Source organism: Pseudomonas sp. BNK-45 (assembly GCF_047456255.1).
In the GTDB taxonomy this organism is placed as follows: Bacteria; Pseudomonadota; Gammaproteobacteria; order Pseudomonadales; family Pseudomonadaceae; genus Aquipseudomonas.
The window spans coordinates 5,437,632-5,463,674 of sequence record NZ_CP179909.1; the positions used below are offsets into that span (position 1 = coordinate 5,437,632).

Here is a 26,043-nt window from a genome sequence, read left to right on the forward strand (position 1 = left end):
CAGGATTTGAGGGCCTCTTCGCCGGCAAGCCGGCTCCTACGAGGGATCGAGCGTCGTTAGACGGTCAGCAGGCGCTCGCGCAGCTTGGCGATTTCGTCGCGCATCTGCGCCGCGGCCTCGAACTCCAGGTCGCGGGCCAACTGGTACATCCTCTCTTCGAGCTGACGGATGCGCTTGCTGATTTCGCTCGGCGAACGCAGTTCGTTTTCGTAGCGGGCACTTTCCTCGGCCGCCTTGGCCATGCCCTTGCGCTTCTTGCTGCGCGAGCCCGGCACGGTGGCGCCTTCCATGATGTCCGCAACATCCTTGAACACCCCTTTGGGGGTGATGCCGTTGGCCAGGTTGAAGGCGATCTGCTTGTCGCGCCGACGTTCGGTTTCGCCAATCGCCCGCTCCATGGAGCCGGTGATGCGGTCGGCATAGAGAATCGCCCGGCCATTGAGGTTGCGCGCAGCCCGACCGATGGTCTGGATCAATGAGCGCTCGGAGCGCAGGAAGCCTTCCTTGTCGGCGTCGAGAATCGCCACCAGGGACACTTCCGGCATGTCCAGGCCTTCACGTAACAGGTTGATCCCCACCAGCACGTCGAAAGTGCCCAGGCGCAGGTCGCGGATGATTTCCACCCGTTCCACGGTGTCGATGTCCGAGTGCAGGTAGCGCACGCGCACGCCGTGGTCGGCCAGGTAATCGGTCAGGTCCTCGGCCATGCGCTTGGTCAGGGTAGTGACCAGCACCCGCTCCTCCAGCGCCACGCGCTTGGTGATTTCCGACAGCAGGTCGTCCACCTGGGTCAGGGCCGGGCGCACTTCCACTTGCGGGTCCACCAGGCCGGTGGGGCGCACCACCTGCTCCACCACGCGCCCGGCGTGTTCCGCCTCGTAGTTGCCCGGAGTGGCGGAGACAAAGATGGTCTGCGGGCTGACCCCTTCCCACTCGTCGAAGCGCATCGGCCGGTTATCCAGCGCCGACGGCAGACGGAAGCCGTACTCCACCAGGGTTTCCTTGCGCGAACGGTCGCCCTTATACATGGCGCCGACCTGGGGCACGCTGACGTGGGATTCGTCGATCACCAACAGCGCGTCCGCCGGCAGGTAGTCGTACAAGGTGGGCGGCGCGGCCCCGGCGGGACGGCCCGAGAGATAGCGCGAGTAGTTTTCGATACCGTTGCAGTAGCCCAGCTCGAGGATCATCTCCAGGTCAAAACGGGTGCGTTGCTCCAGGCGCTGGGCTTCTACCAGCTTGTTGTTGGAGCGCAGGTATTCCAGACGCTCCTGCAGCTCCACCTTGATGCCTTCGATCGCATCCAGCAGGGTTTCCCGTGGCGTCACATAGTGGCTCTTGGGATAGAAGGTGAAACGCGGCAGCTTGCGGATCACTTCGCCGGTCAGCGGGTCGAAGGCACTGATGCTTTCCACCTCGTCGTCGAACAGCTCGATGCGGATCGCCTCAAGGTCGGATTCCGCCGGATAGATGTCGATCACGTCTCCCCGCACGCGGAAGGTGGCACGGGCAAAGTCCATGTCGTTGCGGGTGTATTGCAGGTCCGCCAGGCGGCGCAGCAAGGCACGCTGGTCGAGCTTGTCGCCGCGGTCCACGTGCAGAACCATTTTCAGGTAGGTTTCCGGGCTGCCCAGGCCATAGATGCAGGACACCGTAGTGACGATGATCGCGTCCTTGCGCTCCAGCAGCGCCTTGGTCGCCGACAGGCGCATCTGCTCGATGTGGTCGTTGATCGAGGCATCCTTCTCGATAAAGGTATCCGAGGACGGCACATAGGCTTCGGGCTGGTAGTAGTCGTAGTAGGAAACGAAGTACTCCACCGCATTGTTCGGGAAGAACGCCTTGAACTCGCCGTACAACTGGGCTGCCAGGGTCTTGTTCGGCGCCAGTACCAGGGTCGGGCGCTGCACCTGAGCGATGACGTTGGCGATGCTGAAGGTCTTGCCCGAGCCGGTCACGCCGAGCAGGGTCTGGTGGGCCAGTCCGGCCTCGATGCCTTCGACCAGCAGGCGGATGGCTTCCGGCTGGTCGCCGGCGGGCTGGAAGCGAGTGACTAGCTGGAATTCGGACATATCTACCTCTGGGATCGTTCATGCGCGGCCATACCGTACAGGAACGAGAAACACCGCGTACGACCCATGTCGCCGAGGAAAAAAACCGGAATGAGCTGGATGTGGAGGCAGATACCACGGCTTTCAAGGTAAAGGTCTTACACCCGTTAACACCCGGAAGGTTGCAATAAGACTAACGGTCGAAAAATAAAGCGAAAAACTTGTCGCAAAAGGTCAATCGGCTGTCGCCCCCCGCGATGATGGCCTCTATACTAGCTCCCCGTTTGTGCACCGCTCTAGTGCATTCGGCTGGAGCGCGACACGTCCCTCCACACTCCATTCAGAGCCGCCGTAAAAATGAGCCTGTTCTCCGCTGTCGAAATGGCACCACGCGATCCAATCCTGGGCCTCAACGAAGCATTCAACGCCGACACCCGTACCAACAAGGTCAACCTTGGAGTGGGCGTGTACTGCAACGAGGAGGGACGCATTCCACTCCTGCGCGCCGTTGTCGAAGCCGAGACAATTCGCGCCGCTCAACACGCTTCCCGTGGCTACCTGCCGATCGACGGCATTGCCGCCTACGACCAGGCGGTACAAAAGCTGCTGTTCGGCAACGACTCGCCACTGCTGGCCGCTGGCCGCGTGGTCACCACCCAGGCCGTTGGTGGTACTGGCGCCCTGAAAATCGGTGCCGACTTCCTCAAGCAACTGCTGCCCAACGCCGTGGTCGCCATCAGCGATCCGAGCTGGGAAAACCACCGCGCACTATTTGAAACAGCCGGTTTCCCAGTGCGGAACTACCGCTACTACGACGCCGCCACCCACGACGTGAACCGTGCCGGCCTGCTGGAAGACCTCAACGCCCTGCCGGCCCAGTCGATCGTGGTGCTGCACGCCTGCTGCCACAACCCGACCGGTGTCGACCTGAGCCCGCAGGACTGGAAAAACGTCCTGGAAGTGGTCAAGGCGAAAAACCTCGTGCCATTCCTCGACATGGCCTACCAGGGCTTCGGCGACGGCATCGATGAAGACGCCGCGGCCGTGCGCCTGTTCGCCGAGTCGGGCCTGACCTTCTTCGTTTCCAGCTCGTTCTCCAAGTCGTTCTCGCTGTACGGCGAGCGCGTTGGCGCCCTGTCCATCGTCAGCAGCTCCAAGGAGGAAAGCGCTCGCGTGCTGTCCCAGGTCAAGCGCGTGATCCGCACCAACTACTCCAACCCGCCGACTCACGGTGCAACCATCGTCGCCGCGGTGCTGAACAACCCGGAACTGCGCGCCCAGTGGGAGCAGGAACTGGCGGAAATGCGCCTGCGGATTCGCGGCATGCGCACCCAGATGGTCGACTTGCTGGCCAAAGGCGCCCCTGAGCACGACTTCAGCTTCGTCGGTCGCCAGCGCGGCATGTTCTCCTACTCCGGCCTGACCGTCGAGCAAGTGACCCGCCTGCGCAACGAGTTCGGCATCTACGCCCTGGACACCGGCCGCATCTGCGTTGCCGCGCTGAACCAGAGCAACATCGAGGCAGTGACCAAGGCCATCCTCCAGGTGATCTGATCCGCACCCGTAGTAAAAAAAGGGAAGCCAGCCGGCTTCCCTTTTTTGTGGGCGCTCAGCTATTGCCAAGCCCTGCACCCTCTAGACTGTGACCTTGTTTCCCCTGCTGATCGAGAAACCGATGAAAAACGATGACCTGCGGGCCGACCGCGACGAACTTGAGCACTATCTGCCCCGCTCGCAGAAACGCGAGAAGAGCCTGGTACTGCAAATTGCCCTCGGCGTGTTTCTCGGCGGGCTGGCCCTGTGGCTGGTGCAACTGGCGGCCACGTCGCTGATGGCCAAACTGATGCTCGGCAGCCTGACCTTCGGCGGTTGAGCTGCCTCAGCCCGTCAGTTCAGCCAAGCGTTGACTGGCGGCATCATCAAACGCCACGTACAACGCCTCGGCCACCTGGCTCTTGATGGCCTTGGCGCTTTCCAGCCCGAGGACAAAACCTTCGGCCTTGCCGCCGGCACGCTGCAGATCGGGCGCCGACCCGGCCTGGGTGATGGCGTCCAACAGCTTGCTGGCCTGAGGCCCTACCCCTTTGGGCAGGCTGATCTGCTCGATGCTCATGACAGTACCCCGCAGCAAGGCGGGAACAACCGGGAAGGAACCTGGGATAAATCGAAGCGGATCATAAAGGCTTACCTGTGCGACTGGAGGCCGGTAGCGCGTGAAACCACTTCCGGGCAGCCATGGTAGCCCCTATCGGCTCACGTATCGGCCCGCCAGCCGATAAAACCCTCGAAGTCATGCCGGCAGTTGATTCAGATTCGCGCCGTGCTTAAAAAAATCTCCCAAGCTTGTTGACTTCCCTTTTTGAATCAGTAAGATACGGCGCATTCCGCGATAGCTCAGTTGGTAGAGCAAGTGACTGTTAATCACTGGGTCCCTGGTTCGAGTCCAGGTCGTGGAGCCATATTCCTGCACTGATTTGCCTCACACCCAACAAGAGCGCCCTGCTCTTGCGGCAAATCAGACCAAGCTCATACCCCCCCTGTTAGTTCCCCGACCCGCATGTCAGTCCGGCATGCGGGAAAAGTGCGTTGCCGGACCGAATGTGTCATGCCAAGGTCTGGTTGCCTTGGCGCAATGGCCTGACGTAGGCTGTGCGCCTACTTTTCCGGCCAGTCAGACCACGATGTTCCTGCCAGCACAGTCCCCGTGCCTCTCCCCTTCGATGAGCCCTTCGGCAACCCTGGCCGTTGCCCAGCATGATTGCGCGATCAACCGTCGACGCCGCAGCGTCCTGTTCGCCTTCACCTTCTCCCCGCACCAGGGACGTCGCTAACCGCGATTGAGCCCGGTGCCGCCGGCCGAATCTGGCTGACCAGCAAAGACGTCTCGAAGTGCCCCCACTTCATTGAGCGCTTCGCCTGCAGCCGGCCCCGACGCCAAGGGCACAGGCCCGGCTATCGCCCATATCTCGGCGGATGCTGTCACGCGGCCTCCGCAACACCTCTATTTTTTCAGCGCCTGAAGTTGCCGGCGCAGGTCTTGAACATGAACAAAGCCTTGTTAGCCGCCCTGATCCTGGGCATTTCCATTGTCGGCCTGAGCATAGGTTCCACGGTGCCGATCCTTGCCCTGCGCCTGTATCAGGCCGGCGCTTCGAACAACCAGATCGGCATCATGTCGGCATTGCCTGCGGCGGGCATGATGCTCTCGGCCTTTCTGGTCAATGCCCTGGGCCAGCGCCTGACCCGACGCCAGATCTATCTGCTGTGCTTCAGCCTCTGCGCGCTGAGCGTGGCCGCCCTGGAACTGCCCGATGCCAGTCTCTACAGCCTAGGCCTGGCCCGGGTCGCCATGGGGCTGGGTGCCGGGCTGATCATCATTCTCGGGGAGACCTGGGTCAATGAAATGGCCGAGGACACCAGTCGCGGACGACTGGTGGCGGTCTACACCACTTGCTTCACTTTCTTCCAACTGCTGGGCCCAGGGCTGGTGTCTTTGCTCGGCACAGAAGGGCCGGCGGTACTGGCGATCGTCAGCGTCGGCTATGCCATCGCGATTGCCGTGGTCTGGCTGACCCTGCCCCAGACAGACGCCTCGGACGTCCATGAGCAAAGCCGGAGCTTCTCGGTTCTGGGCTTTATCCGCATCGCCCCGGCCTTGTGCGTGGGCATCCTGTTCTTCGCCTTTTTCGACAGCGTGGTGCTGTCGCTGTTTCCGGTGTACGCAGCCGGCCACGGCTACAGCATCAAGCTGGCGGCGCTGATGGTGACCATCATTCTCCTGGGGGATACGGCGTTCCAGTTTCCCCTGGGCTGGCTCTCGGACAAGCTGGGACGCCCCGGCATCTACCTGGGTTGCGGCTGCATCGCCCTGCTGATCGGCCTGTGCCTGCCACTGCTGATGAGCGCCCCCGGCCTGATCTGGCCGAGCCTGGTCATCCTGGGAGCGGCGGCAGGCGGTATCTACACCCTGGCCATCGTGCTGATCGGTCAATCCTTCAGCGGCGCGGACCTGGTCACCGCCAATGCAAGTGCCGGCCTGCTCTGGGGCATCGGCAGCCTGCTGGGCCCTCTACTCAGTGGCGCGGCCATGAGCGGTGGCAGCTATGGCCTGCCCCTGACCCTGTCGGTGGCCGCGGCGGTGGTCGTGGGGTTTGCCGTGTCCCTGGTGCGCCAGGAGCAACTCGATAACGTTGCGCAATAGCAGGACTGTCCTCTGCCGACGCGGCCCTGGTCATTCCCAGGCCGCGTTTTTGTCATTACCATCGCGCCCTTCGAATCCCCCCAACGGATAACCCTGCAATGGACCGAGCCCTGCGCCTCCTGCCTCTGTGTGGACTGCTGTCACTGCTGCCGCTGCCGGCCCAGGCCAGCCCGCCGGTGGATTGCGCCGCCCTGAGTGACAACGCCTCCCTGGAGGCCGGCCAATACCGCCCGCCCCTGGAGGCCAAGGTCATCGGTGAAGGACGGCTGCACTTGCACAGCGGACCAGACGCCGCCTGCATCAACAAGAAACTCTATGTGATCCCTGGCGACGGCCTGACGGTGTACGCCTCCAGCGACAGTGGCTGGGCCCAGATCATGTACATCGCCAAGGACGGCGAGGACTACAGCGGCTGGGTCGAGGAAAAGCGCCTGCAACTGGGCAGTCATTACGGCAGCCCGCAACTTCCCGGCGAGGTCACGACCTTTATCCAGCGCCACGAGGATTGCCTGCACTTTGCCGGCGAGGAGGCCTACGACGAAGAGCGCCGGGCCGAACTGGAGAAGGCCGTCAATGAAGTCTGCGTCGGCCACGATCGCCAACTCGCCGCCCTGCGCAGCCAGTACCAGGACAACCCGGAGGTCCTGCAGGCCCTGGAGCCCCTGGAAAACCTCGAATAATCACGCCTCGATAAAAAACGGCGCCTTCAGGGCGCCGTTTCTTCATGCCGCGACACTGGCACTCAATGCGTGACCTCGGCACTGCCGCGGGCATGGCTTGGCGCAGAACCGTCTCCGGGCTGCGGCGATGACTGGCCGGCAACCTCAGCCACCAGCGGAACCTCATTGCCTTCGGCATCGTGCAGCTTGCCGCCGCTGAAATAGTCCCCTTCACGCAACGCAGCAATGTCCTGGAAGCGCAGGCTGCGCTCGGTGCCGGCAACGAACACCGACTGCTGGTCGGAGTTGCCTGCAGTGAAGTGGTTGAACGCCAGGTTGAGCACGATCGCCATGATCGCCGAGGAGCTGATGCCCGAATGGAAGATCGTCGCGAACCAGCTGGGGAAATGGTCGTAGAAGCTTGGTGCGGCAATCGGGATCATGCCGAAGCCGATCGAGGTGGCAACGATGATCAGGTTCATGTTGTTGCGGTAGTCGACCTTGGACAAGGTGCGGATGCCACTGGCAGCCACAGTGCCGAACAGGACGATACCGGCCCCGCCCAGCACCGAGGTCGGCACCGCGGCAATCACCCGCCCCATGAACGGCAGCAGACCGAGAACCACCAGGAACAGCCCACCAGTGGCGACCACGAACCGGCTCTTGATCCCGGTGACCGCCACCAGCCCGACGTTCTGGGCAAAGGCGCTCTGAGTGAAGGAGCCGAAGATCGGCGCGATCATGCTCGACAGCATGTCGGCACGCAGGCCGTCGCCCAAACGCTTGGAGTCGACTTTGGTGTGGATGATTTCACCTACCGCAAGGATGTCCGCCGAGGTTTCCACCAGCGTCACCATGACCACGATGCACATCGACAGGATCGCCGCGACATGGAAGGTCGGCATGCCGAAATGGAAAGGCGTGGGCAGCCCGAACATCGGCCCCTGGGTGACGCCGGAAAAGTCCGCCATGCCCAGGAACACCGCGACCACGGTGCCGATGATCATGGCCAGGAGAATCGACAGCCGGGAAATCGCCGCACTGCCGATCTTGCTCAGCAGCAGCACCAGGGCCAGCGTCAGGGCCGCCAGGCCGATGTTCGACATGCTGCCAAAGTCCGCCGCGCGACTGTTGCCGCCCATGGCCCAGCGCGCCGCGACCGGCATCAGCGTCAGGCCGATGGTGGTGATGACAATGCCGGTCACCAGGGGAGGAAAGAACTTGGTGATCCGGGAGAACACCGGGGTGATCAGCAGACCGATCAGCGAGGCGGCGATCACGGCCCCGAGCACCGACTGGAAGCCGCCTTCCCCAGTACTGGTGACAATCGCCACCATGGTTGAAACACCCGCAAAGGACACCCCTTGCACCAGCGGCAACTTGCAACCGAAAAACGGCACGCCGAGGGTTTGCAGCAAGGTAGCCAGCCCCCCCGCGAACAACGAGGCCGCAATCAGCAGGCCGATCTCCGCCGGCGACAGACCGGCCGCCTGGCCGATGATCAAGGGCACTGCAACGATACCGCCGTACATGGTCAGCACGTGTTGCAGGCCATAAGCCATATTCGCGCCAATACCCAAATTTTCATCTTCGGGCCGTTGCTGTGAAACCTGGGGCGTATTCATGGTGTGGGGTTCCCTGTTTTTGTTATGCGCACACTGTATGCAACATCCAAGACAACTGTCCATAGGATTGTATACAGTTTGCCCTTCAGGATTTCCGCCGCCCCCGTCAACGGGCAACCCGCGCAAAGCCCTCGACCGCCGCCCCTCCACCCGCCTGAAAAGCCGCCCCAGAGCCGTCGCTCAACTCAGCGCCGGCCAGGAGCGGCGTCCGCTCGCAGGCTTTTTTCACGCCGTTCCAGGGATTGAAAAACAGCATGAAAAAAGCCGATCCGCTGGCCGGATCGGCTCGGGCCTCGCACCCGAGGAACAATTACTGGGCCGGAACCCGGATCTTGTACACATTGGGTGCGACACGAACCCACTGATCACTGACCAGTGGATAGACCTTGGTCCGCGCCGACAGGCGCAGCAATTGCGAGTTGATGGTGGCCAGGGTCTTGACGTTGCCATCACGCGTATAGCTCAGCATGTTGTCCCGCAGATTGACGATGGTGTTCCAGGTGTCCGCGTTGTTGATGATGTACTGGGCGTTGCGTTCGAACGCCTCGCCCGGGTCATCATTGCGGCCGTTTGGCCCGAGGAACAGGTTCCACGGCATCCAGGTGTAGAAGCCGTGGAAAGTGTCCCAACCCAGGGGCCGTGGCGGCACGCCGGCGTTGGCCCGTACCACGCCCCGGCCGATCTCTTCAAGCAGGGTCTTGGCCTGGTCGTAGCCGGCCTGTACCGCCGGGGTGACATTGACCTGGTTGTCCCGTCCATAGCTGGGCAAGCGCCCGCCAAAGCCGTCCCAGAACCCTTTCAGCTCCTTGAGGTGCCCGCGCTGCACCACGGACATGTAGAAATCCCGCAGTTGGTTGTAGGCAATGATGTGATGGCGACTGACCGGGACGGTGTACGCCGCTCCAACACCGGAAGCCGTGAGATCGGCGTTGTAGTTGTTCGACGGTGGATAGGGTGAGCCGGCACGGGCGTCCATGCTCAGGTTGTAGGTGCCGTCGGGATTGGGTACGGCGTAGCTGGCGCTGGAACACAGGCCGAGCACGACCAGCAGGGCTGCGAGCAGCCCTGCCTGGAATCGCCTCAGTGCGGCACCAGTGCTGTCGAACAGGCTTGAACGGGGTGTTTTGTGCATGATTCTCTCCTTGAGAAATGACCGGCTTGCCGGTGAAGTCTAAGGAGCAGGACCCTGCATATTTAACCGGGAATCGATTCCGCAGCGGCCCTGGCGGGCACTGCAAAGCCGGGAAAATCAGGACTCGAGCAATTGCCCGATCACCCGCGGCAACTCGGGATGGTTGGGCAGGCGCAAGGCGAACTCGTCCTGCAGCAGGCTCATCAGTTCCCCGGCCTCGGTGATCTCCCGTCGCTCGCTGGGCTGTCCCATGCGATGCAGGGCGTAGCTGCCGTTGTTCAGCGTGCGGCGCACCCCCGGCCCTATCAGCGCCACCTTCAGTTGGCCAAGAAAGGGTGAATCCGGGTGGGTGGAGACATACCAGTTGCCCATCTCGTAATCCACGTCGCCCTGCACCTGCAGATCGAAGACATAGAGAGCCCGCCATTGCTCCGCGACCTTGGCGCGCAGGGTGTAACTGCCCTCACGCCGGGTGATGCAATAGGGCTCATGGGGCGTGGCCTGCTCTGCCTCGGTGTCCAGCAGCAAAGGCGTGGTGGGTACCATGCCGCCAAAGCCGACGTCGGCGATGTAGCGTTGCCCGTCCAGATGCAACAGGGTCAGCCGATGGCTGCGAGCGGTGAGCGCATCCTCCGGCCCTCCCATCACCACCCGCCCGGTGATGCCCCGGGCCTCGTAGCCCAGGTGTTGCAGCAATGCCAGGAAGCTCTGGTTGAGCTCGTAGCAGTAGCCGCCGCGGCCCTCGTGGAGAATCTTGCGCTCCACGGATGCCAGATCGATGGGCACCGGCACCCGCAACAGGGTCGAAAGACTTTCGAAGGCAAAACGACAGACATGACGCCATTGCAGCTCCCGCAGGCTTTCCAGGGTCGGCGCCGGGGCGCGCAGGTAACCGAGTTGCTGCAGGTACAGGTCAAAGTTCATCAGGTGCGGCTGGCTCATGCACAAATCCTTGAAATGAGGGTCGCCCAGGGCCACAACCAACCCTGGCAGGTCGGGGTTATGTATAAGCCAGAAGCGGGGAATCCAGACAATGAATTCGCTCGATATTTTTTATTGCATTGGCCGTGGATTGGCCCTTGCCAGGCGCCTGGAACGCCCCTGTAATAGGCCCCTTGGTGAGGCAGCGCAGCTTCTTCAACACCACCATGCCCTTGCACACATGGCCCCAGTGACGACACTCCGCCAGCACCTGCAACAACGCCTCAACCGATCCTGAACCCTCAATCCAGCCCCGTTTACAAGGATGTAGCCATGCCGGTCGATTTCACTCTACGCCACGCTGAGCGCGGGGATGCGCTGTGCATCAGCGGCCTGGCCACCCAGGTCTTTCTCGACACCTACGCCACCGATGGCATGCGCAGCGACCTGGCCGAGGAAGCCCTGAGCGTCTACGCCCCGGAGCAGTTCCGCCAGCGCCTCGAAGATCCCGCCAGGACCCTCTTGCTGGCTGAGCGCAACGAGCACCTGCTGGGGTTCGCCGAATTCAGCCGCCAGGCCCGAGCGCCGCTCCCCGAGTTATCCGATGCCGTGGAACTGGTGCGCCTCTACGTGCAACGTCACGCTCACCGGCAAGGCGTTGGCCAGGCGCTTCTGCAACAGGTGGAAAGCCTGGTGAAAAACAGCGATACCCCCTGCCTGTGGCTCGCCGTGTGGTCAGAGAACCACCGGGCACAGGCCTTTTATCAAGCCCAGGGATATGCCTGCGTCGGCCACACCGCCTACGAGTTTGCGGGCAACGCCTACGCCAATCAGGTGTTCTGCAAGCGTTTCTAGCCCCCTCAACGATCGGAGCGCTGCAAGAGCTCCCCGGCGCGCTCCGCTGGCAAGGCCATGACACGGTTGCGGCCCATGGCCTTGGCCTGGTAGAGCGCCTCGTCCGCGCGCTCGATAAACATCTCGATACTGTCGCGCCCGGTGGGCACGAAGGAATAACAGCCCAGGCTGACCGTCACGCACCCCACCGGGGACCCGGAATGGGCAATGTCGCGTTGCATGACACTGCAGCGAATCTGCTCGGCCATGGCCAGCGCGCCATGGATATCGGTATCGGGCAGCAACACCGCAAACTCTTCACCGCCGTAGCGCACAGCCAGATCGGCCTTGCGCTGGCAGCAGCCCTTCAGGGCCTGGGCCACTTCCATCAGGCAGTGATCGCCCGCCACATGGCCATAGGTATCGTTGTAGCGCTTGAAATAATCGATATCGACCATGATCAGGCTCAACGGGCTGTGTTGCCGGGCACCCCGGCCGAACTCGATCATCAGGGAGCGCTCGAACAAACGTCGATTGGCCAGGCCGGTGAGGCTGTCATGGGTGGCGATCACCTCCAGCGCCTCCTGGGCATTGCGCAGGTCCGTCTCGATCCGCTCGTTGTTGCGCACCTGACTGACGAACACCCAACCGAACAGCCCCACCCCCAACAGCACCAGAGCGACGATGGCCGAGGATTGATAGGCCGAGGCGTACCACCCCCTGAGAATCGAATCCTTGGAGTTTGCCGCAGCCACCACCAGCGGGTAGGCCTGCAACTGGCGATAGCCGTACAGGCGTGTCACCCCATCGACGATCGAGGTGATCATGGCATTGCCGGAAGTGGCCTCGGGCAGGTACTTGCTGAAGATCTCGCCGCGGGACAGGGACGCGCCGATCTGCCGCTCCTCGAATGGCCGCCGCGCAATCAGGGTGCCATCGGACAGGGCCAGGAACATCGCGCCCTGCTCATCGATATTGAAGCTTTTGAAGAACTGATCGAAGTACGCCAGCTTGATACCGGCCATCAGCACGCCCTGGAAATTGCCGTCGCGGTCATTGATCCGGCGCGAGATGGGGATGATCCACTCGCCGTTGGCGCGACTGCGAATCGCCGGGCTGATATGAGCCTGCAGCGAGACGTTCTGCTGGTGAAAGCGGAAGTAGTCGCGATCGGCAACATCCTTGCCGTGGGGCGAATCGTTGAACGAACTGACCACCCACTGGCCTTGCTTGTCGTAGAGAAAGACCCCGCTCAACTGGGTCAGGGCCTGTACCCGCCGGGCAAAGATCTGCTGCAGGCGCGGGCGCTGCCGGGGCCCGTCCCCCAGGGCCTGGATCCACTCGGACAGGCTCATCAACACCAGGTCGGCCTCCATGAAGGTGTCCTCGGCCTGCTGGGCAATGGCCCGGGTCAGGTTGGTGGAGTTGACCTCGGCCTGAGCCAGGTCATGACGCCAGGACTGCTCCAACTGCAGGAACAGCAAACCGCACAGGCACAGGAATACCGTGGCAATGAAGGCGACCGCGGCCTTGAGCAGCGGCAGACGCTTGAGGTTGCCACCGGGGGCATGCTGAGGATCGTAGATGGGGACAGGCAATAGTGTCTTCCTGACGGGAAAGGCCTTTGCAACAAGGCACATCCCGGATTGTTTTCGAGACTGGCGCAACGGCCAGCACCCTGCGAAGCATCATTTGCGTGACGTTTGAACACAGGCAAGGCTCCGACGCAAGTGCATGTAGCCTGCCCCACGCAGGGGTTATCGGCCGCAAAGGGCGATGCATGAAGCGCGCAACGTCGACTGCAACAACATTCGATAATTCGCCGACACAGGACCGCCATCAGCGCCCGATCCGCCCTGAGCCCCCTGAACGCGCGAAACCGGGCATCGGACAGCGGCGGCGATATTACTCGGACAAAACCCGGCCAGCCGCCATGGGGGAGCACCGCGAAGCCTGATAGCCCCCCACGCCGAATGTCCGCAGAAGAGCCTAGTCGTAAGCTAGGCGACAAATACACGACTGCTTTTCAATGGCATTACCACTGGACGCGCGGCTAAACAGTTAGTACGACCAAGCCCTCCGTGCCGTAAAGGCCCGCATGAAGAAAAAGCAGAGACTCAAGGCATACGCAAACGCCCACAGTCCAGCCATGGACTGGTGACATGGCGCTCCGGAATGAGATGGCAAGCAACCTAAATCGCACGTCCCCGACACAAACAACCTCAACGGCCGGTTTTCGGGCGAAGGTTTGAGTCTCTTGGTAAACTCGCGCCCATAGCAAACCACACTTGACTGTACCGAATGGCCGACGCGGCCATCGGTGCGTTGGCGCCCCTGATCATGACAATCGCCTGGTGATACAAGCGCAAAGCCATTGCCGTTTGAACCAACGCCCTTCAGAAAGCGCCCACTTACTCCTAGAACACGCCTTAAACACGTAGAGCAAAATGGTCCAGAATTCAGCTACAGCCCCAGTAATCTCAAGCCCTACGCTGTCCCGGCGATTTAGCGTTGCACCCATGATGGATTGGACGGACCGCCACTGCCGCTACTTCTTGCGCCTGTTGTCCAAGCACACCCTGCTCTATACCGAAATGGTCACCACCGGTGCGCTGCTCAATGGTGATCACGAGCGTTTTCTGCGCTACCACCAGAGCGAGCATCCGTTGGCGCTGCAATTGGGGGGCAGTACTCCGGGGGATCTGGCGGCCTGTGCACGAATGGCCCAGGAACATGGCTATGACGAGGTCAACCTGAATGTCGGCTGCCCTAGCGATCGGGTGCAGAACAATATGATCGGCGCCTGCCTGATGGGGCACCCGGCTCTGGTGGCCGATTGCGTAAAGGCCATGCGCGATGCGGTGTCGATTCCAGTGACGGTCAAACATCGGATCGGCATCAACGGCCGTGACAGTTATGCCGAGCTGTGTGATTTCGTCGGCCAGGTCCATGAGGCTGGTTGCAACAGTTTTACCGTGCATGCGCGCATTGCGATCCTTGAGGGGCTGTCGCCCAAGGAAAACCGGGATATTCCGCCGCTACGCTACGATGTGGCTGCGCAATTGAAGGCGGACTTCCCGCAGTTGGAGGTGATACTCAACGGCGGCATCAAGACCCTGGAGGCCTGCCATGAGCATCTACAGACCTTTGACGGGGTGATGTTGGGGCGTGAGGCCTATCACAATCCCTACCTGCTGGCCCAGGTGGACCAACAGTTGTTCGGCAGCGGCGCGCCGGTGATTTCCCGTGCCGAGGCGCTGGCGCAATTGCGGCCCTATATCGCCGAACATCTGTCAAGCGGCGGCGCCATGCATCACATCACTCGCCATGTACTGGGACTGGGGACCGGCTTCCCCGGAGCACGCAAGTTCCGCCAGTTGTTGTCGGTGGATATCCACAAGACCCAGGACCCTTTGGGCCTGCTGGAGCAGGCCGGGCAACTGCTTGAGGGACGTTAACCGTCAACCGGATTGAACCTGATGCGGCTTTTGATATCTGAATAACCTGAAATCTGTCCCGCATTCAGACAGCTGTTTTCAGGTCGCCGCACCCGGCGGCACCACAAGCCTTTCGCGCCCTTGAGCGCCTGCCAGCGCTCGGGTAATGTCACCAGACCCATAGGACAGAGCACGCTCATGACTTCCAAGCTGGAACAACTGAAGAAAATCACCACCGTGGTGGCCGATACCGGCGACTTCGAGGCCATTGCCCGGGTCAAGCCGGTGGACGCCACTACCAACCCCTCGCTGCTGCTCAAGGCCGCGGCCATTCCTGGCTATGCCGATCTGCTGAACGCCTGCGTCAGCGATTGCAAAGGCGATGTCGGCCTGGCCAGCGATCGCTTTGGCGTAGCGGTAGGCCAAGAGATCCTCAAGGTCATTCCCGGCCGCATTTCCACCGAAGTGGATGCCCGCCTGTCGTTCGACACCGAGGCCATGCTCAAGCGTGCCCATCGCCTGATCGAACTCTATGAGAAAGCCGGTGTGGGTCGCGACCGGGTACTGATCAAGATCGCCTCCACCTGGGAAGGCATCCGCGCCGCCGAGCAACTGGAGCGCGAAGGCATCCAAACCAACCTGACCTTGCTGTTCTCCTTCGCCCAGGCCGTTGCCTGCGCCGAAGCCGGCGTGTTCCTGATCTCGCCATTCGTGGGACGGATCTACGACTGGTACAAGAAAGCCACCGGCAACGATTACCTCGGCGCCGACGATCCTGGCGTGCAGTCGGTTACCCGCATCTACAACTACTACAAGGCCAATGACTACAAGACCGTGGTCATGGGCGCCAGCTTCCGCAACCTGAACCAGATCGAGCAACTGGCTGGCTGCGATCGCCTGACCATCAGCCCGGACCTGATCGAGAAGCTGGCCGCCGACACCGGCAAGCTGGAGCGCAAGTTGAGTCCGGGCAAGACCGGTGAGGCCCGTCAGAGCCTGAACGAAGCGCAGTTCCGCTGGGCTTCCAACGAAGACGCCATGGCCACCGAAAAACTGGCCGAGGGCATTCGCCAGTTCGCCCGCGACCAGGAGAAGCTCGAAGCCCTGCTGGCAGCCAAGTTCTGATAGCTTCGCAGCAATGCAAAAAGGGCGAACCCTCACAGGTTCGCCCTTTTTTCATGCGCGAGCGCCTCAGTCGATCAATGACGCTCCAAAGCGTTCACCAGATCATGGAACGCTTCGCGATTGGAGTCATTGAGGCCCATGAGGATCTTGTGCGCCTCCAGGACCTTGATCCGCACCACTTCCTCGGATTGGTCCTGGGACGGCAAGTCGGTCAGGCATTCCGGGCAAGGTATCGGACGATCGACGATGTTGAACACCTGATCGAAGCCCATGGACTGCAACAGCCGGGTAATGTCTTCGTGGGTGGTGACGACAGTGGGCAACAGACCGACTTTTTGCCGTGACAGGATCGACAGCTTGGCCAGCAGGCCCAGGGTGGTGCTGTCGATGCTACGGGTTTCGGTCAGATCGATGACGATCGCCGAAAAATTCAGCGCAGTGAAAATCCGCTCAATAGTCGCATCCAGCGCCGAACACAGGGTCAGGCGCACTTCACCGATGAACTTCAGGACGAAGGTGCCATCCTGCTCGGCGAACTGGATTCTACCGGTACTCATTAAAGGTTCCTGCTCAACACTAACAGGGCGATATCATCCGGCATCTCCCCTAGCGTGGCCAATCCAAAAACTTGCCGCAGGCCATCCAGGCTGCCGCCCGCCGCTCTCACCCGTTCGGGCAAGGCCGCTTCTTTTTCTTTGAGTGTAGGCTCGGACAAAAGGTCCAGAATCCCGTCGGACATCAGCGTCAGGCTGAACACCGGCGGCAACTCCAGAACATGGTCATCATAGGTCGCCTCGTTGAACAGGCCCACCGGCAAACCACGCCCTTCCAGATAACGCACACTGTCCGGGGTGTACAACACCGGCAACGGCAAATGCCCGCCAATGCTATAGGTCAACAAACCGGTCTCCTCGTCGATGACTCCACCGACCATCGTGACGTGTTTGCCCAGCTTACAGCTGATCAGGCCACGGTTGATATGGCCCAGCACTTCCGAAGGCTTGAATTCCGGCAAGGTGCCGTTGCGCTTGGATTCGAACAACAGCCGCGTGGTCATGAACTTCAACAGCACGGTGACAAAGGCTGATGAGGCGCCATGGCCGGAAACATCCGCCAGATAGAAGGCGACGCGACGCTCATCGACACGGAAGTAGTCGACGAAATCTCCCGACAGGTACAGCGACGGGATGATCTGGTGCGCAAAATTGAATTCGTCGATCGACCAGGGGCTGGTGGGCAGCATGTTCATCTGCACTTGGCGACCGGCATTCTGGTCTTCCTGAAGCAAATTGAGGCTTGCTTCAAGTTCGCGATTAGCGGCTTCGAGCTTTTCCCGATAACGCTGGTTTTCCAGGAGCAGGCGCGCTCGATCAAGGGCCCGGCGCACAGAGTGCTCGAGCACGGCCAGATCTTCCAGCGGCTTGATCAGGTAGTCAGCCGCCCCCAGACGAAGGGCTTCGACTGCATCGTTCATCACGCCCGCGCCCGAAACAACAATCACCGGGGTTTGCGGAGACTGCTCGGTAACTTGACGGATCAGTTCGAGACCGCCCATCTGCGGCATGCGCAGATCGCAGATCACCAGATCGGGATGGTCGTGCTGGAATACCTGAAGACCCTGCTGGCCGTTGGCAGCCTGCAGTACGCTGAAGCCACTGTCTTCCAAATAGGCCGCGAGACTTGCGCGTACTACTTCGTCGTCATCGATTATCAGCAGCGTGGCACTGGTTTTTTGCATGTGGGCAAACGGCGCCAGAATTAGGTTGGCGTAGCTGGCTTGGCCTGGGGCCTGGCGCACGCTACTGGATTCGCTTTCTAGCCACTCTGGAAATGCAGCCAGGACCTTCAGCCCTGCACGCCCGCCTACCAGAGGTGCCCTTCTAAGGCGCAGACGGTACTCCCATCCGCGGGGCGTTTCAAGCTCATGCCGATGGTCGCCTGACGTCTTTACATCGCAAATCACCGGGAGTTATAAAAACCGCCAAAACCGCAACTCAATCGCAGGATGGAACCCATGAATCAAAACCAGCGTGACTACAGTGAAAAGCGCGATTACATCCGGATGCGGGTGGATGCCGAGGTCACGCTAATCCACCAGGGACAGGTGATTGAAGCGGTCTGTATCGACCTTTCCAGCAGCGGCATGCAGGTTCAGGCGCCCCGCTCATTCCAGGTCGGTGATCGCTTGAGCGTGCGTATCGACTCCGAACATGCAGCCTTGAGAGGACTGGAAGCAGAGACCGAAGTGGTCTGGGTCAATGGGCTGGAGGGAGGCGGTCAGAAACTTGGGCTTACAATCCTTAAAATGAAGTAAAAATCTCACCCATGAAAAAGGCGGCCCAATGGCCGCCTTTTTAGTTGCTACCGGACAGCTGCTTGATCAGAAATCGTCTTCGACCTTACCGTCCTTGACCTTGAATTCACGATTCTGCAGGTAGGCATTACGAATGAACGTGTACTTGTCGCCACGTATCAGCTTGTCCGCGGACAGCAGACTGGCACGGGTATCGATGATGTCCACGCCAATAGTGGTGTTACGCGCAGGAATATCATTCATGTAGCGATAGGGTTCGGTGTAGCTGTCGACATACTTGGCTGGCGCGTCACGCAAGGTGCTTGGGCCCAGGAACGGCAGCATCACGTAAGGGCCGCTGCCCAAGCCCCAGTAACCGAGGGTCTGGCCGAAATCTTCATCGTTGCGCTGCAGGCCCATCTTGGTGCCAACGTCAAAAAAACCCGCGACTCCCAGGGTGGTGTTCATCAACAGGCGCGCCGTATCCACACCGGCTGCACGCGGCTTGGCCTGAAGGATGTCGTTGGCCAGGTTGCCGACGTCACCGAGGTTGCGGAACATGTTGTGGATGCCGTCTTCAAGAAACTGCGGCGTGACTGCCTGGTAGCCCTGGGCCAATGGCTTCAGGGCATAAGTGTCGAGGGTATCGTTGAAGGTGAAGATGGGACGGTTGATGCTCTCCCACGGATCCTCTTCAGCCGCCTGGGCGACCAGGGGAGCCAGCGTCACACCGGCACTCATACATAGCGGAACTAGATAACGGCTCCAGCGCATAGCAGGAAACTCCTTGGGTTGTTCTCTCTTGGGGCTATGCCCTGAGGTTAGGCTCGGGAGTATAAATCGGATACGCCGGTTTAGGCAGCATCACTGCAATCCGGCTGAACGCGCCGGACCGCCAGTGCCGCTCACGTTCACCCGACTGTCACCTGCATGTCATCTTGTCCCGCTAGCCTCGCCGGGTATTTCAAGGACGTTGATATGCCCCAAGCCGACGCCTCACCCCAGATTGCCACGCCCTTGACCGCCGTACTCTTCGGCCTCAGCGGCTGCCTGGTGGATTTTGGCGCTCATACGCGCCTGCACAGCTCCAACAGGCCCGGCCCGGAACAGGCCCAAGCAACACCGGGCGCCCTGGCAACCCTGCAGCACCTGCAACAGCAAGGCATTCCCTGCGCATGGCTGGAGCAGCTACCGCCTGCCAGTACCCGCGAGCTAGCCGCAGCCCTGCCGGATTGGATCAAGCCCACCCCTGCCGTCCCCTCTCACTGGCCTGCACCCGATGCCTGCTGGCAGGCGCTGATGTCGCTCAAGGTGTCGCGCCTTGATGGCTGCGTGCTGGTCAGCGGCGAACCACTGCTGCTGCAGTCGGGGCTCAACGCCGGCCTCTGGACCATAGGCCTGGCCTCCTGTGGCTCGCTGTGCGGCATGACGCCCAGCGAATGGCAGGCACTGAGCCAACAGGAGCGCGAGTTCAAACGGGGCAAGGCCACGGTGCAGCTGTTCGGCCTGGGCGTGCACTCGGTGATTGACCACCTGGGGGAATTGCAGACCTGCCTGGCGGACATCGAACACCGTCGACTCAAGGGTGAAAAGCCCTGACATAAGCCTGTTGATCAGGATCATGCACAGCGCCTGGTAGTGGATTACTCTAAGCCGTGGGCATGGATCTTTGCTTCAATCGCGCGGTCCATCCCTGTGCCTATCAATGAAGGGAGAACGCCATGCCTGCCCGCGAACTGCAAGAACAACTCGATACCCTGCGCGAGCAATTGGAGCAGAACCCACCGCTTTCGGAAGCCGAGCGCGCCAACCTGCATGACCTGATGCAGCAGATCGAGCTGCAACTCAAGCTGGAGACCAGCACCCATGACGCCAGCCTCGCTGACGGCGTCAATCTGGCGGTGGAGCGTTTCGAGCTGGAACACCCGGCCATCGCCGGAACCCTGCGCAACATCGTCCAGACCCTGGGCAACATCGGCATCTGAGCAGCGCCCGATAACACCCTCCCCTTGAAACCAAAGCCCCGCACGGTGTGCGGGGCTTCTGTTTACTGGCGAACCAGTCGCTGATTGGCGAAATCCGCCGTTTCAGTGCTGCGGTACGGGTTGATATCCAGCCCGCCACGACGCACGTATCGCGCGTAGACAGTGAGCTTTTCCGGCTTGAGCAGACGTTGCAGGTCCAGGAAAATCCGCTCCACGCACTGCTCATGGAAATCCGAGTGCTGACGGAAGCTCACCAGATAGGCCAGCAGGCTGGCGTGATCCAAGGCCGCTCCCCGATACTCCACCACCACGCTGCCCCAGTCCGGCTGGCTGGTCACCGGACAGTTGGACTTGAGCAGATGGCTGTGCACGCTTTCCTCAACCACTCGCGAGGCATCACACCGCAGCAGCTCCGGACGCGGATGCTCATAGCTGTCGACGCTGATGTCCAGGTCGTCGATGCACACCCCTGGCAGAGCCACCACACCTTCCGCCTCGACCTCACCCAGGCTGCGGATACGCACAGCCACCGGCTTGCCTGCCGCGGCGGAAAGGTCCTCGCGCAAGGTCGCTTCAAGCGCCGCCCGATCGACGAACGGCGTCTGGTTCAGCGAATTGAGGTAAAGCTTGAAGGACTTGGACTCGATGATATTCGGCGAATCCGCAGGAATACTGAACTCACCGATGGCCACCACCGGCTTGCCCGACGGCAGCAGCCAGGACAACTCGAAGCAATTCCAGAAATCCACACCTTTATAAGGCAGGGTATCGGCGCTCAAGCCCAGCTCGGCCCATTTCGCCGCCCGAGGAATCGGGAACAGCAGGGACGGAGTGTATGTGGAGACGTATTCACTGGACTTGCCCAGCGGCGAATGTTCGGCTGCGGGATGCATGGCGGAAACCTGACTGAAGAATCAGCGGATTCTACCAGCCTTTGCTCCCGCCTTTGAGCCCCCGAACCTCAGGGAGTGACCGTCAGCTTGCCGACCATCCCGGCTTGATAGTGCCCGGGAATGTTGCAGGCGAACTCCAGGCTGCCGCTCTTGGTAAAGGTCCAGGTCAACTCGGCCTGCTTGCCCGGCTCCACCAGCACGCTGTTGGGATCATCATGCTGCATTCCATGCTCCATGCCCGCCATCGAACCGTGCGCCATGGCAGAGTGATCCATCGCCTGCATCGCGGTGGGCGTGAGCATCCCGCTTTGCTGCATCTTGAGCATTTCCTGCTGGTGCTCGGCATGCATTGCCGCATCACCCAGGTTGAACTCGTGCAGCAACTGGCCCTTGTTGATCAACACAAAACGCACGGTTTCGCCCGCCTTGACCGCCAGAGCCTTGGGACTGAACGACATATCGCCCATCACCACCTCGACGGTGCGGGTGGCCGTGGCTGCCGCTGCCGGCCGCCCAAAATCATAGGACCCCGCCGGCGAGGCCCAGAGCGGCGCACTCAACAACATCAGGCAGCCGCCGAGAATCGAGCGGCTTCGCAACAGCAGATTTTGCGCTTTCATTATCAGACTCCAAAAACCGGTTTGAGCATATGGCACACTCTGGCGAGCCACCGCTGCCAGTCAGCTGACAGCCAGATTACAACTTTGTCAGCTTGACCTGCCCGGCCTCCCTGCACGGTATAAAGCCCGGGTTCCATAAGCCATGAGTCGCGCCATGAAACTGCTGATCGTCGAAGACCAACCGAAAACCGGCCACTACCTGCGCCAGGGCCTGAGCGAAGCCGGCTTCAATGTCGAACTGGTGGCCGATGGCGACACCGGCCAGCACCTGGCGCTGACCGGGGACTACGCCCTGCTGATTCTCGACGTGATGCTCCCAGGGCGCGACGGCTGGCAGATCCTTCAGGCGGTACGCGGTGCCGGCCTGGAAATCCCGGTGCTGTTCCTGACCGCCCGAGATGCCGTGGAAGACCGGGTGCATGGCCTGGAGCTGGGGGCCGACGACTACCTGGTCAAGCCCTTCGCCTTCTCCGAACTGCTGGCCCGGGTCCGCAGCCTGCTGCGGCGCGGCAGCAGCGGCGCCCAGGAAACCGCCCTGCAACTGGCGGACCTGCGCCTGGACCTGATCCGCCGTCGGGTGGAACGCGGTGGCCAACGCATCGACCTGACCGCCAAGGAGTTCGCCCTGCTGGAGATGCTCCTGCGGCGCCAGGGCGAAGTGCTGCCCAAATCGCTGATCGCCTCCCAAGTCTGGGACATGAATTTCGACAGCGACACCAACGTCATCGAAGTGGCAATCCGCCGTCTGCGCCTGAAGGTCGATGACGAATACCCGAACAAGCTGATCCACACGGTGCGCGGCATGGGCTACGTGCTCGAAGAGCGCCAGGCCTGATGCGCCGCCTGTCGCTGAGCGGACGCCTGGCGCTGCTGTTCGCCGCCTGCACCGCGGCGGTGTCGCTGGTGGCCGGCGTACTGTTCAGCCGGGCCAGCGAGGCCCACTTCATCGAACTGGACCAGCAATTGCTGGACAGCAAACTGATCGCCCTGCGCAGTGTGCTGCAGGATGTCCAGCAGGCCGCGGACTTCCCCCGGCTGCAGGGCCGACTGCACCACGAACTGAGCCGGCAGCCGGACCTGGCGTTGCGGATCCACGGCGCCGACGGCCAACTCTGGTTCGACAGCGCCCCCGGCCTGCCCGCCGCCCCGGCAGACACCAAGGGCCTGCACAGCCTGAGCCGGGGCGACGCCGCCTACCGAGTCTACGAAGTAGCGCTGAGGCCCGAGCGCAGCGACTCGCCGCAACTGACCTTGCTGCTGGACATCACCCACCATCAGCACTTCCTGCAGCGCATGCAGTACCTGATCTGGCTCACCGTTGGCCTGTCGGCCCTGGCCACTGCCCTGCTGGGCGCCTGGGCGGCCCGCAGCGGCCTGCGGCCATTGCGGCGCATGAGCGCGGTGGCCGCCGGCGTATCGGCCAACTCCCTGACCCAACGCTTGCCCCAGGAACAGATGCCCGCCGAACTGGCTGAACTGGCCAGCAGTTTCAACGCCATGCTCGCGCGCCTCGAAGAGTCGTTCCAGCGCCTCTCGGCGTTTTCCGCCGACATTGCTCATGAACTGCGCACGCCGCTGTCAAACCTGCTGACCCACACCCAGGTCACCCTGACCCGACCCAGGCCGCTTGAGGATTACCGCGAAGCCCTGCACAGCAACCTCGAAGAACTGCAGTGGATGGCGCAATTGGTCAACGACATGCTCTATCTGGCCAAGGCCGACCACGGCCTGCTGAACCCCAGGCGCGAAGCGCTGGAGCTGGCTCAGGAGATCGACATGCTGCTGGAGTTCTATGCGCCGCTGGCCGAAGACGTCCAGGTCGAACTGACCCGCGAAGGCCATGCCGGCTTTGCCGGCGACCGCAGCATGCTGCGCCGCGCGCTGTCCAATCTGCTGGACAACGCCCTGCGTTTCACCCCGGCCGGAGGCTCGATCAAGGTGCGGATCGACGACAGCGCCCAGTACGTCAGCCTGAGTGTCGAGAACAGCGGCGAAGGCATTGCCCAAGAGGCCCTGCCACGCCTGTTCGACCGTTTCTACCGGGCGGACCCGGCGCGGCGCGAAGGCAGCAGCGAACATGCGGGATTGGGACTGGCGATCACGCAATCGATCATTCGCGCCCATGGCGGGCAGATTCGTTGCGAATCGGCGCTCGGTTGGACGCGCTTTGTGATCGAGTTGCCGAAAAGAGATTGAGGGCCTGTTCGCCGGCAAGCCGGCTCCTACACTCATCAGGCAGGAGCCGGCTTGCCGGCGACAGCGAATATCAGGAGTAGCGCAAGGCGTGGGCCGGCTCGACCTTGGATGCGCGCCAGGCTGGATACACGGTGGCCAGGAAGCTCAGGACAAAGCCGGCGCCGCAGATCAAGGCGACATCGCCGCCCTGCAACTCGGAAGGCAGGTTGCTGACGAAATACACGTCGGAGCTGAAGATCTGCTGACCGCTGATCCGCTCCAGCCAACCCACCAGTTCGCTGACGTTCAACGCCGCAATCACCCCCAGCACCCCGCCGATCAGGGTGCCGACAATCCCGATCACCGTGCCCTGGACCATGAAGATCGCCATCACCTGCCGCGGTGTGGCGCCGATGGTACGCAGGATCGCGATATCCGCGCCCTTGTCGTTCACCACCATGATCAGGGTGGCGATGATGTTGAACGCCGCCACTGCAACGATCATCAGCAACAGCAGGCCGATCATGGTCTTTTCCATCTTCATCGCGCTGAACAGGCTGCCCTGGGTGTGGGTCCAGTCATCGGCGCGGAAATCCGCGCCCAGGCCCTTGGCGATGTCCGCCGAAACCTGCGGCGCGGCATACAGGTCCTTGACCGCCAGGCGCACGCTCTGCACCTGGTTCGGCTGCCAGTGCTGCATCTCGGCGGCATCGGCCACGTGGATCAGGCCCATGGAACCATCCAGCTCGGCACCGACCTTGAACACACCGACAACGTTGAGACGCTGCATGCGCGGGGTAATGCCTCCTGGCGCGCTACTCACCTCAGGCACGATCAGGGTCAGTTTGTCGCCGACATTCAAACGAAAGCGCCGGGCGGTGATCTCGCCAATGACCACACCGAACTCACCGGGCTTCAGGTCCTGCAGGCTGCCCTGGACAATGTGCTGGGTGACGATGGAGACCTTGCCTTCCTGAGCCGGGTCGATGCCGCTGATCTGGATCGGTTGCATCGCGCCCTTGTAGGAGAGCATGCCTTCCATCTCGGTGAAGGGCACTGCCGCGGTAACTTCCGGGTTCTTCAGGGCCGCTGCGGCCACCGGCTGCCAGTCGTCGATGGGCTTGACCCCGACGATGGTGGCGTGCGGCACCATGCCGAGAATCCGCGAACTCATCTCCCGCTGGAAGCCGTTCATCACCGACAGCACCACGATCATCGCCAGCACGCCCAGGGCGAGGCCGATCATCGAGGTCATGGAAATGAACGAGACAAAACGATTGCGCCGCTTGGCGCGGGTGTAGCGCGTGCCGATAAAGATCGATAAGGGTCTGAACATGGGCAAGGCACCCTGGAAAAATTAATGACCCGGCGTCGGCGGGCCAGCCGCCAACGCCGCGTGCGGCCGCATCAGATGGCGACCAGGTGACCTTCTTGCAGGTGCAGGACGCGGTCCATCTGCCGGGCCAGGTTCATGTCGTGGGTCACCACCAGGAAGGCGGTACGCATCGACGTGCTGAGTTCCAGCATCAAGTCCTGAATCCCCTGGGCGGTGTGCGAGTCGAGGTTGCCGGTGGGCTCGTCGAGCATCACCAGCCCCGGCTTGTTCACCAGGGCCCGGGCAATGGCCACCCGCTGGCGCTCGCCACCGGACAGTTCGGCCGGTTTGTGTTCCAGGCGATGGCCAAGGCCGACCCGCTCCAGCAGCGCGGTCGCACGCTGACGGGCTTCGGGAATCGGTGTCCGGCCGATCAGCAGCGGCATGCAGACGTTCTCCAGCGCGGTGAACTCCGGCAGCAGGTGGTGGAACTGGTAGACGAAGCCCAGGGCGCGATTGCGCAACTGACCGCGAGCCTTCTCGCCCAGCGCCGAGAGCTCCTCGCCAGCCAGCCAGACGCTGCCCTTGGACGGCGTATCCAGGCCGCCCAGCAAGTTGAGCAAGGTACTCTTGCCGGAGCCGGACGTACCGACGATGGCCACTCGCTCCCCCGGATGCAGTTCCAGTTGCAGGCCGGACAGGACCACCACCGATTCCGGGCCTTCCTCGTAGGACTTGCCCAGGTCACGGCAGCTCAGGATTGCTTTTTCACTCATG

Annotated in this window: 25 protein-coding genes and 1 tRNA gene; 13 read left to right on the forward strand and 13 right to left on the reverse strand. The window is 61.8% G+C overall.

Going from position 1 to position 26,043, the window contains the following annotated elements; genetic code table 11:
• Window positions 1–56 precede the first annotated feature (56 nt).
• A complete protein-coding gene (uvrB, locus tag ACMGG8_RS24530) occupies window positions 57–2,072 on the reverse strand; it encodes an excinuclease ABC subunit UvrB (RefSeq protein ID WP_414158606.1) in 2,016 nt (671 codons plus the stop codon).
• A gap of 336 nt (window positions 2,073–2,408) precedes the next feature.
• On the opposite strand from uvrB, the gene ACMGG8_RS24535 reads away from it, so the two are divergent.
• Both ACMGG8_RS24535 and ACMGG8_RS24540 read left to right on the forward strand, forming a co-directional pair.
• Window positions 2,409–3,605, forward strand: a complete 1,197-nt coding sequence (locus ACMGG8_RS24535) for an amino acid aminotransferase (RefSeq protein WP_060842993.1) — start codon at window positions 2,409–2,411, stop codon at window positions 3,603–3,605.
• 121 nt (window positions 3,606–3,726) lie between these two features.
• The gene (locus ACMGG8_RS24540; RefSeq protein ID WP_060841907.1) at window positions 3,727–3,924 is read left to right on the forward strand and encodes a hypothetical protein; all 198 of its coding nucleotides are present in this window, start codon (window positions 3,727–3,729) and stop codon (window positions 3,922–3,924) included.
• Between the two features lie 6 nt (window positions 3,925–3,930).
• Here the strand turns inward: ACMGG8_RS24540 and ACMGG8_RS24545 are convergent, their stop codons facing one another.
• Complete coding sequence (locus ACMGG8_RS24545) at window positions 3,931–4,164, reverse strand: hypothetical protein (RefSeq protein ID WP_060838390.1); 234 nt, start codon at window positions 4,162–4,164, stop codon at window positions 3,931–3,933.
• Window positions 4,165–4,434: 270 nt separating this feature from the next.
• Between ACMGG8_RS24545 and ACMGG8_RS24550 the strand changes: the two genes are divergently transcribed.
• From ACMGG8_RS24550 to ACMGG8_RS24560, 3 genes are all read left to right on the forward strand, one after another.
• A tRNA-Asn gene (locus ACMGG8_RS24550) sits at window positions 4,435–4,510 on the forward strand.
• 584 nt (window positions 4,511–5,094) lie between these two features.
• A complete protein-coding gene (locus tag ACMGG8_RS24555; RefSeq protein ID WP_414158607.1) occupies window positions 5,095–6,252 on the forward strand; it encodes an MFS transporter in 1,158 nt (385 codons plus the stop codon).
• Between the two features lie 98 nt (window positions 6,253–6,350).
• Window positions 6,351–6,932: an SH3 domain-containing protein gene (locus tag ACMGG8_RS24560; RefSeq protein ID WP_414158608.1), complete on the forward strand. Its 582-nt coding sequence runs from the start codon at window positions 6,351–6,353 to the stop codon at window positions 6,930–6,932.
• Between the two features lie 62 nt (window positions 6,933–6,994).
• Here ACMGG8_RS24560 and ACMGG8_RS24565 read toward each other — a convergent pair whose 3' ends face one another.
• The 3 genes from ACMGG8_RS24565 to ACMGG8_RS24575 all read right to left on the reverse strand — a co-directional run bounded on the left by ACMGG8_RS24565 (window position 6,995) and on the right by ACMGG8_RS24575 (window position 10,610).
• Window positions 6,995–8,536 (reverse strand): nucleobase:cation symporter-2 family protein, encoded by a 1,542-nt coding sequence (locus ACMGG8_RS24565; RefSeq protein WP_060838387.1) that lies wholly within the window; start codon window positions 8,534–8,536, stop codon window positions 6,995–6,997.
• Between the two features lie 310 nt (window positions 8,537–8,846).
• On the reverse strand, window positions 8,847–9,668 hold the full coding sequence (locus ACMGG8_RS24570; RefSeq protein WP_414158609.1) for a hypothetical protein: 822 nt from the start codon (window positions 9,666–9,668) through the stop codon (window positions 8,847–8,849).
• Between the two features lie 117 nt (window positions 9,669–9,785).
• A complete protein-coding gene (locus tag ACMGG8_RS24575; RefSeq protein ID WP_108544869.1) occupies window positions 9,786–10,610 on the reverse strand; it encodes an arylamine N-acetyltransferase family protein in 825 nt (274 codons plus the stop codon).
• 312 nt (window positions 10,611–10,922) lie between these two features.
• Between ACMGG8_RS24575 and ACMGG8_RS24580 the strand changes: the two genes are divergently transcribed.
• Window positions 10,923–11,444 (forward strand): N-acetyltransferase family protein, encoded by a 522-nt coding sequence (locus ACMGG8_RS24580; protein WP_414158610.1) that lies wholly within the window; start codon window positions 10,923–10,925, stop codon window positions 11,442–11,444.
• A gap of 5 nt (window positions 11,445–11,449) precedes the next feature.
• Here ACMGG8_RS24580 and ACMGG8_RS24585 read toward each other — a convergent pair whose 3' ends face one another.
• The gene (locus ACMGG8_RS24585; protein ID WP_060842987.1) at window positions 11,450–13,021 is read right to left on the reverse strand and encodes a diguanylate cyclase; all 1,572 of its coding nucleotides are present in this window, start codon (window positions 13,019–13,021) and stop codon (window positions 11,450–11,452) included.
• An 849-nt stretch (window positions 13,022–13,870) separates the two neighbouring features.
• Between ACMGG8_RS24585 and dusA the strand changes: the two genes are divergently transcribed.
• Both dusA and tal read left to right on the forward strand, forming a co-directional pair.
• Window positions 13,871–14,881 carry a tRNA dihydrouridine(20/20a) synthase DusA gene (dusA, locus tag ACMGG8_RS24590; protein ID WP_414158611.1) on the forward strand — a complete coding sequence of 337 codons (1,011 nt, stop codon included), beginning with the start codon at window positions 13,871–13,873 and terminating at the stop codon, window positions 14,879–14,881.
• 177 nt (window positions 14,882–15,058) lie between these two features.
• Window positions 15,059–15,985, forward strand: coding sequence for a transaldolase (gene tal, locus ACMGG8_RS24595; protein WP_108544866.1), 927 nt, complete (start codon window positions 15,059–15,061; stop codon window positions 15,983–15,985).
• A gap of 74 nt (window positions 15,986–16,059) precedes the next feature.
• Here tal and rssC read toward each other — a convergent pair whose 3' ends face one another.
• Together rssC and rssB are read right to left on the reverse strand one after the other, a co-directional pair.
• Entirely contained in the window at window positions 16,060–16,542 is a 483-nt protein-coding gene (gene rssC, locus ACMGG8_RS24600) for an anti-sigma factor antagonist RssC (RefSeq protein WP_016968051.1), read from the reverse strand.
• Window positions 16,542–17,723, reverse strand: coding sequence for a two-component system response regulator RssB (gene rssB, locus ACMGG8_RS24605; RefSeq protein ID WP_414159979.1), 1,182 nt, complete (start codon window positions 17,721–17,723; stop codon window positions 16,542–16,544). Before rssB ends, rssC begins: the two co-directional genes overlap by 1 nt.
• 276 nt (window positions 17,724–17,999) lie before the next feature.
• Here rssB and ACMGG8_RS24610 point away from each other — a divergent pair, with 276 nt between their 5' ends.
• The gene (locus ACMGG8_RS24610; protein ID WP_060838373.1) at window positions 18,000–18,299 is read left to right on the forward strand and encodes a PilZ domain-containing protein; all 300 of its coding nucleotides are present in this window, start codon (window positions 18,000–18,002) and stop codon (window positions 18,297–18,299) included.
• A 66-nt stretch (window positions 18,300–18,365) separates the two neighbouring features.
• On the opposite strand, the gene ACMGG8_RS24615 is transcribed toward ACMGG8_RS24610, so the two are convergent.
• Window positions 18,366–19,052 (reverse strand): VacJ family lipoprotein, encoded by a 687-nt coding sequence (locus tag ACMGG8_RS24615; RefSeq protein ID WP_060838372.1) that lies wholly within the window; start codon window positions 19,050–19,052, stop codon window positions 18,366–18,368.
• 204 nt (window positions 19,053–19,256) lie between these two features.
• Between ACMGG8_RS24615 and ACMGG8_RS24620 the strand changes: the two genes are divergently transcribed.
• A complete protein-coding gene (locus ACMGG8_RS24620) occupies window positions 19,257–19,877 on the forward strand; it encodes an HAD family phosphatase (protein WP_414158612.1) in 621 nt (206 codons plus the stop codon).
• Window positions 19,878–19,999: 122 nt separating this feature from the next.
• On the forward strand, window positions 20,000–20,263 hold the full coding sequence (locus ACMGG8_RS24625) for a DUF4404 family protein (RefSeq protein WP_016968042.1): 264 nt from the start codon (window positions 20,000–20,002) through the stop codon (window positions 20,261–20,263).
• A gap of 62 nt (window positions 20,264–20,325) precedes the next feature.
• Here the strand turns inward: ACMGG8_RS24625 and queF are convergent, their stop codons facing one another.
• Both queF and ACMGG8_RS24635 read right to left on the reverse strand, forming a co-directional pair.
• Window positions 20,326–21,156: an NADPH-dependent 7-cyano-7-deazaguanine reductase QueF gene (gene queF, locus ACMGG8_RS24630; RefSeq protein ID WP_060838370.1), complete on the reverse strand. Its 831-nt coding sequence runs from the start codon at window positions 21,154–21,156 to the stop codon at window positions 20,326–20,328.
• A 68-nt stretch (window positions 21,157–21,224) separates the two neighbouring features.
• The gene (locus ACMGG8_RS24635; protein ID WP_414158613.1) at window positions 21,225–21,776 is read right to left on the reverse strand and encodes a plastocyanin/azurin family copper-binding protein; all 552 of its coding nucleotides are present in this window, start codon (window positions 21,774–21,776) and stop codon (window positions 21,225–21,227) included.
• Window positions 21,777–21,930: 154 nt separating this feature from the next.
• On the opposite strand from ACMGG8_RS24635, the gene ACMGG8_RS24640 reads away from it, so the two are divergent.
• The gene (locus tag ACMGG8_RS24640; protein WP_414158614.1) at window positions 21,931–22,611 is read left to right on the forward strand and encodes a heavy metal response regulator transcription factor; all 681 of its coding nucleotides are present in this window, start codon (window positions 21,931–21,933) and stop codon (window positions 22,609–22,611) included.
• A complete protein-coding gene (locus tag ACMGG8_RS24645) occupies window positions 22,611–23,972 on the forward strand; it encodes a heavy metal sensor histidine kinase (RefSeq protein ID WP_060838367.1) in 1,362 nt (453 codons plus the stop codon). The genes ACMGG8_RS24640 and ACMGG8_RS24645 overlap by 1 nt, the downstream gene beginning before the upstream one ends.
• Window positions 23,973–24,042: 70 nt before the next feature.
• On the opposite strand, the gene ACMGG8_RS24650 is transcribed toward ACMGG8_RS24645, so the two are convergent.
• Together ACMGG8_RS24650 and lolD are read right to left on the reverse strand one after the other, a co-directional pair.
• Window positions 24,043–25,287, reverse strand: coding sequence for a lipoprotein-releasing ABC transporter permease subunit (locus ACMGG8_RS24650; protein WP_060838366.1), 1,245 nt, complete (start codon window positions 25,285–25,287; stop codon window positions 24,043–24,045).
• A gap of 71 nt (window positions 25,288–25,358) precedes the next feature.
• Window positions 25,359–26,042, reverse strand: coding sequence for a lipoprotein-releasing ABC transporter ATP-binding protein LolD (gene lolD / locus ACMGG8_RS24655; RefSeq protein WP_015634822.1), 684 nt, complete (start codon window positions 26,040–26,042; stop codon window positions 25,359–25,361).
• Window position 26,043: the final 1 nt, after the last annotated feature.

Coding starts and splice junctions, on each gene's coding strand:
- uvrB (WP_414158606.1), bottom strand. CDS start 2,072: ATGTCCGAATTCCAGCTAGTCACTCGCTTCCAGCCCGCCGGCGACCAG.
- ACMGG8_RS24535 (WP_060842993.1), top strand. CDS start 2,409: ATGAGCCTGTTCTCCGCTGTCGAAATGGCACCACGCGATCCAATCCTG.
- ACMGG8_RS24540 (WP_060841907.1), top strand. CDS start 3,727: ATGAAAAACGATGACCTGCGGGCCGACCGCGACGAACTTGAGCACTAT.
- ACMGG8_RS24545 (WP_060838390.1), bottom strand. CDS start 4,164: ATGAGCATCGAGCAGATCAGCCTGCCCAAAGGGGTAGGGCCTCAGGCC.
- ACMGG8_RS24555 (WP_414158607.1), top strand. CDS start 5,095: ATGAACAAAGCCTTGTTAGCCGCCCTGATCCTGGGCATTTCCATTGTC.
- ACMGG8_RS24560 (WP_414158608.1), top strand. CDS start 6,351: ATGGACCGAGCCCTGCGCCTCCTGCCTCTGTGTGGACTGCTGTCACTG.
- ACMGG8_RS24565 (WP_060838387.1), bottom strand. CDS start 8,536: ATGAATACGCCCCAGGTTTCACAGCAACGGCCCGAAGATGAAAATTTG.
- ACMGG8_RS24570 (WP_414158609.1), bottom strand. CDS start 9,668: ATGCACAAAACACCCCGTTCAAGCCTGTTCGACAGCACTGGTGCCGCA.
- ACMGG8_RS24575 (WP_108544869.1), bottom strand. CDS start 10,610: ATGAGCCAGCCGCACCTGATGAACTTTGACCTGTACCTGCAGCAACTC.
- ACMGG8_RS24580 (WP_414158610.1), top strand. CDS start 10,923: ATGCCGGTCGATTTCACTCTACGCCACGCTGAGCGCGGGGATGCGCTG.
- dusA (WP_414158611.1), top strand. CDS start 13,871: ATGGTCCAGAATTCAGCTACAGCCCCAGTAATCTCAAGCCCTACGCTG.
- tal (WP_108544866.1), top strand. CDS start 15,059: ATGACTTCCAAGCTGGAACAACTGAAGAAAATCACCACCGTGGTGGCC.
- rssC (WP_016968051.1), bottom strand. CDS start 16,542: ATGAGTACCGGTAGAATCCAGTTCGCCGAGCAGGATGGCACCTTCGTC.
- rssB (WP_414159979.1), bottom strand. CDS start 17,723: ATGCAAAAAACCAGTGCCACGCTGCTGATAATCGATGACGACGAAGTA.
- ACMGG8_RS24610 (WP_060838373.1), top strand. CDS start 18,000: ATGAATCAAAACCAGCGTGACTACAGTGAAAAGCGCGATTACATCCGG.
- ACMGG8_RS24615 (WP_060838372.1), bottom strand. CDS start 19,052: ATGCGCTGGAGCCGTTATCTAGTTCCGCTATGTATGAGTGCCGGTGTG.
- ACMGG8_RS24620 (WP_414158612.1), top strand. CDS start 19,257: ATGCCCCAAGCCGACGCCTCACCCCAGATTGCCACGCCCTTGACCGCC.
- ACMGG8_RS24625 (WP_016968042.1), top strand. CDS start 20,000: ATGCCTGCCCGCGAACTGCAAGAACAACTCGATACCCTGCGCGAGCAA.
- queF (WP_060838370.1), bottom strand. CDS start 21,156: ATGCATCCCGCAGCCGAACATTCGCCGCTGGGCAAGTCCAGTGAATAC.
- ACMGG8_RS24635 (WP_414158613.1), bottom strand. CDS start 21,776: ATGAAAGCGCAAAATCTGCTGTTGCGAAGCCGCTCGATTCTCGGCGGC.
- ACMGG8_RS24640 (WP_414158614.1), top strand. CDS start 21,931: ATGAAACTGCTGATCGTCGAAGACCAACCGAAAACCGGCCACTACCTG.
- ACMGG8_RS24645 (WP_060838367.1), top strand. CDS start 22,611: ATGCGCCGCCTGTCGCTGAGCGGACGCCTGGCGCTGCTGTTCGCCGCC.
- ACMGG8_RS24650 (WP_060838366.1), bottom strand. CDS start 25,287: ATGTTCAGACCCTTATCGATCTTTATCGGCACGCGCTACACCCGCGCC.
- lolD (WP_015634822.1), bottom strand. CDS start 26,042: ATGAGTGAAAAAGCAATCCTGAGCTGCCGTGACCTGGGCAAGTCCTAC.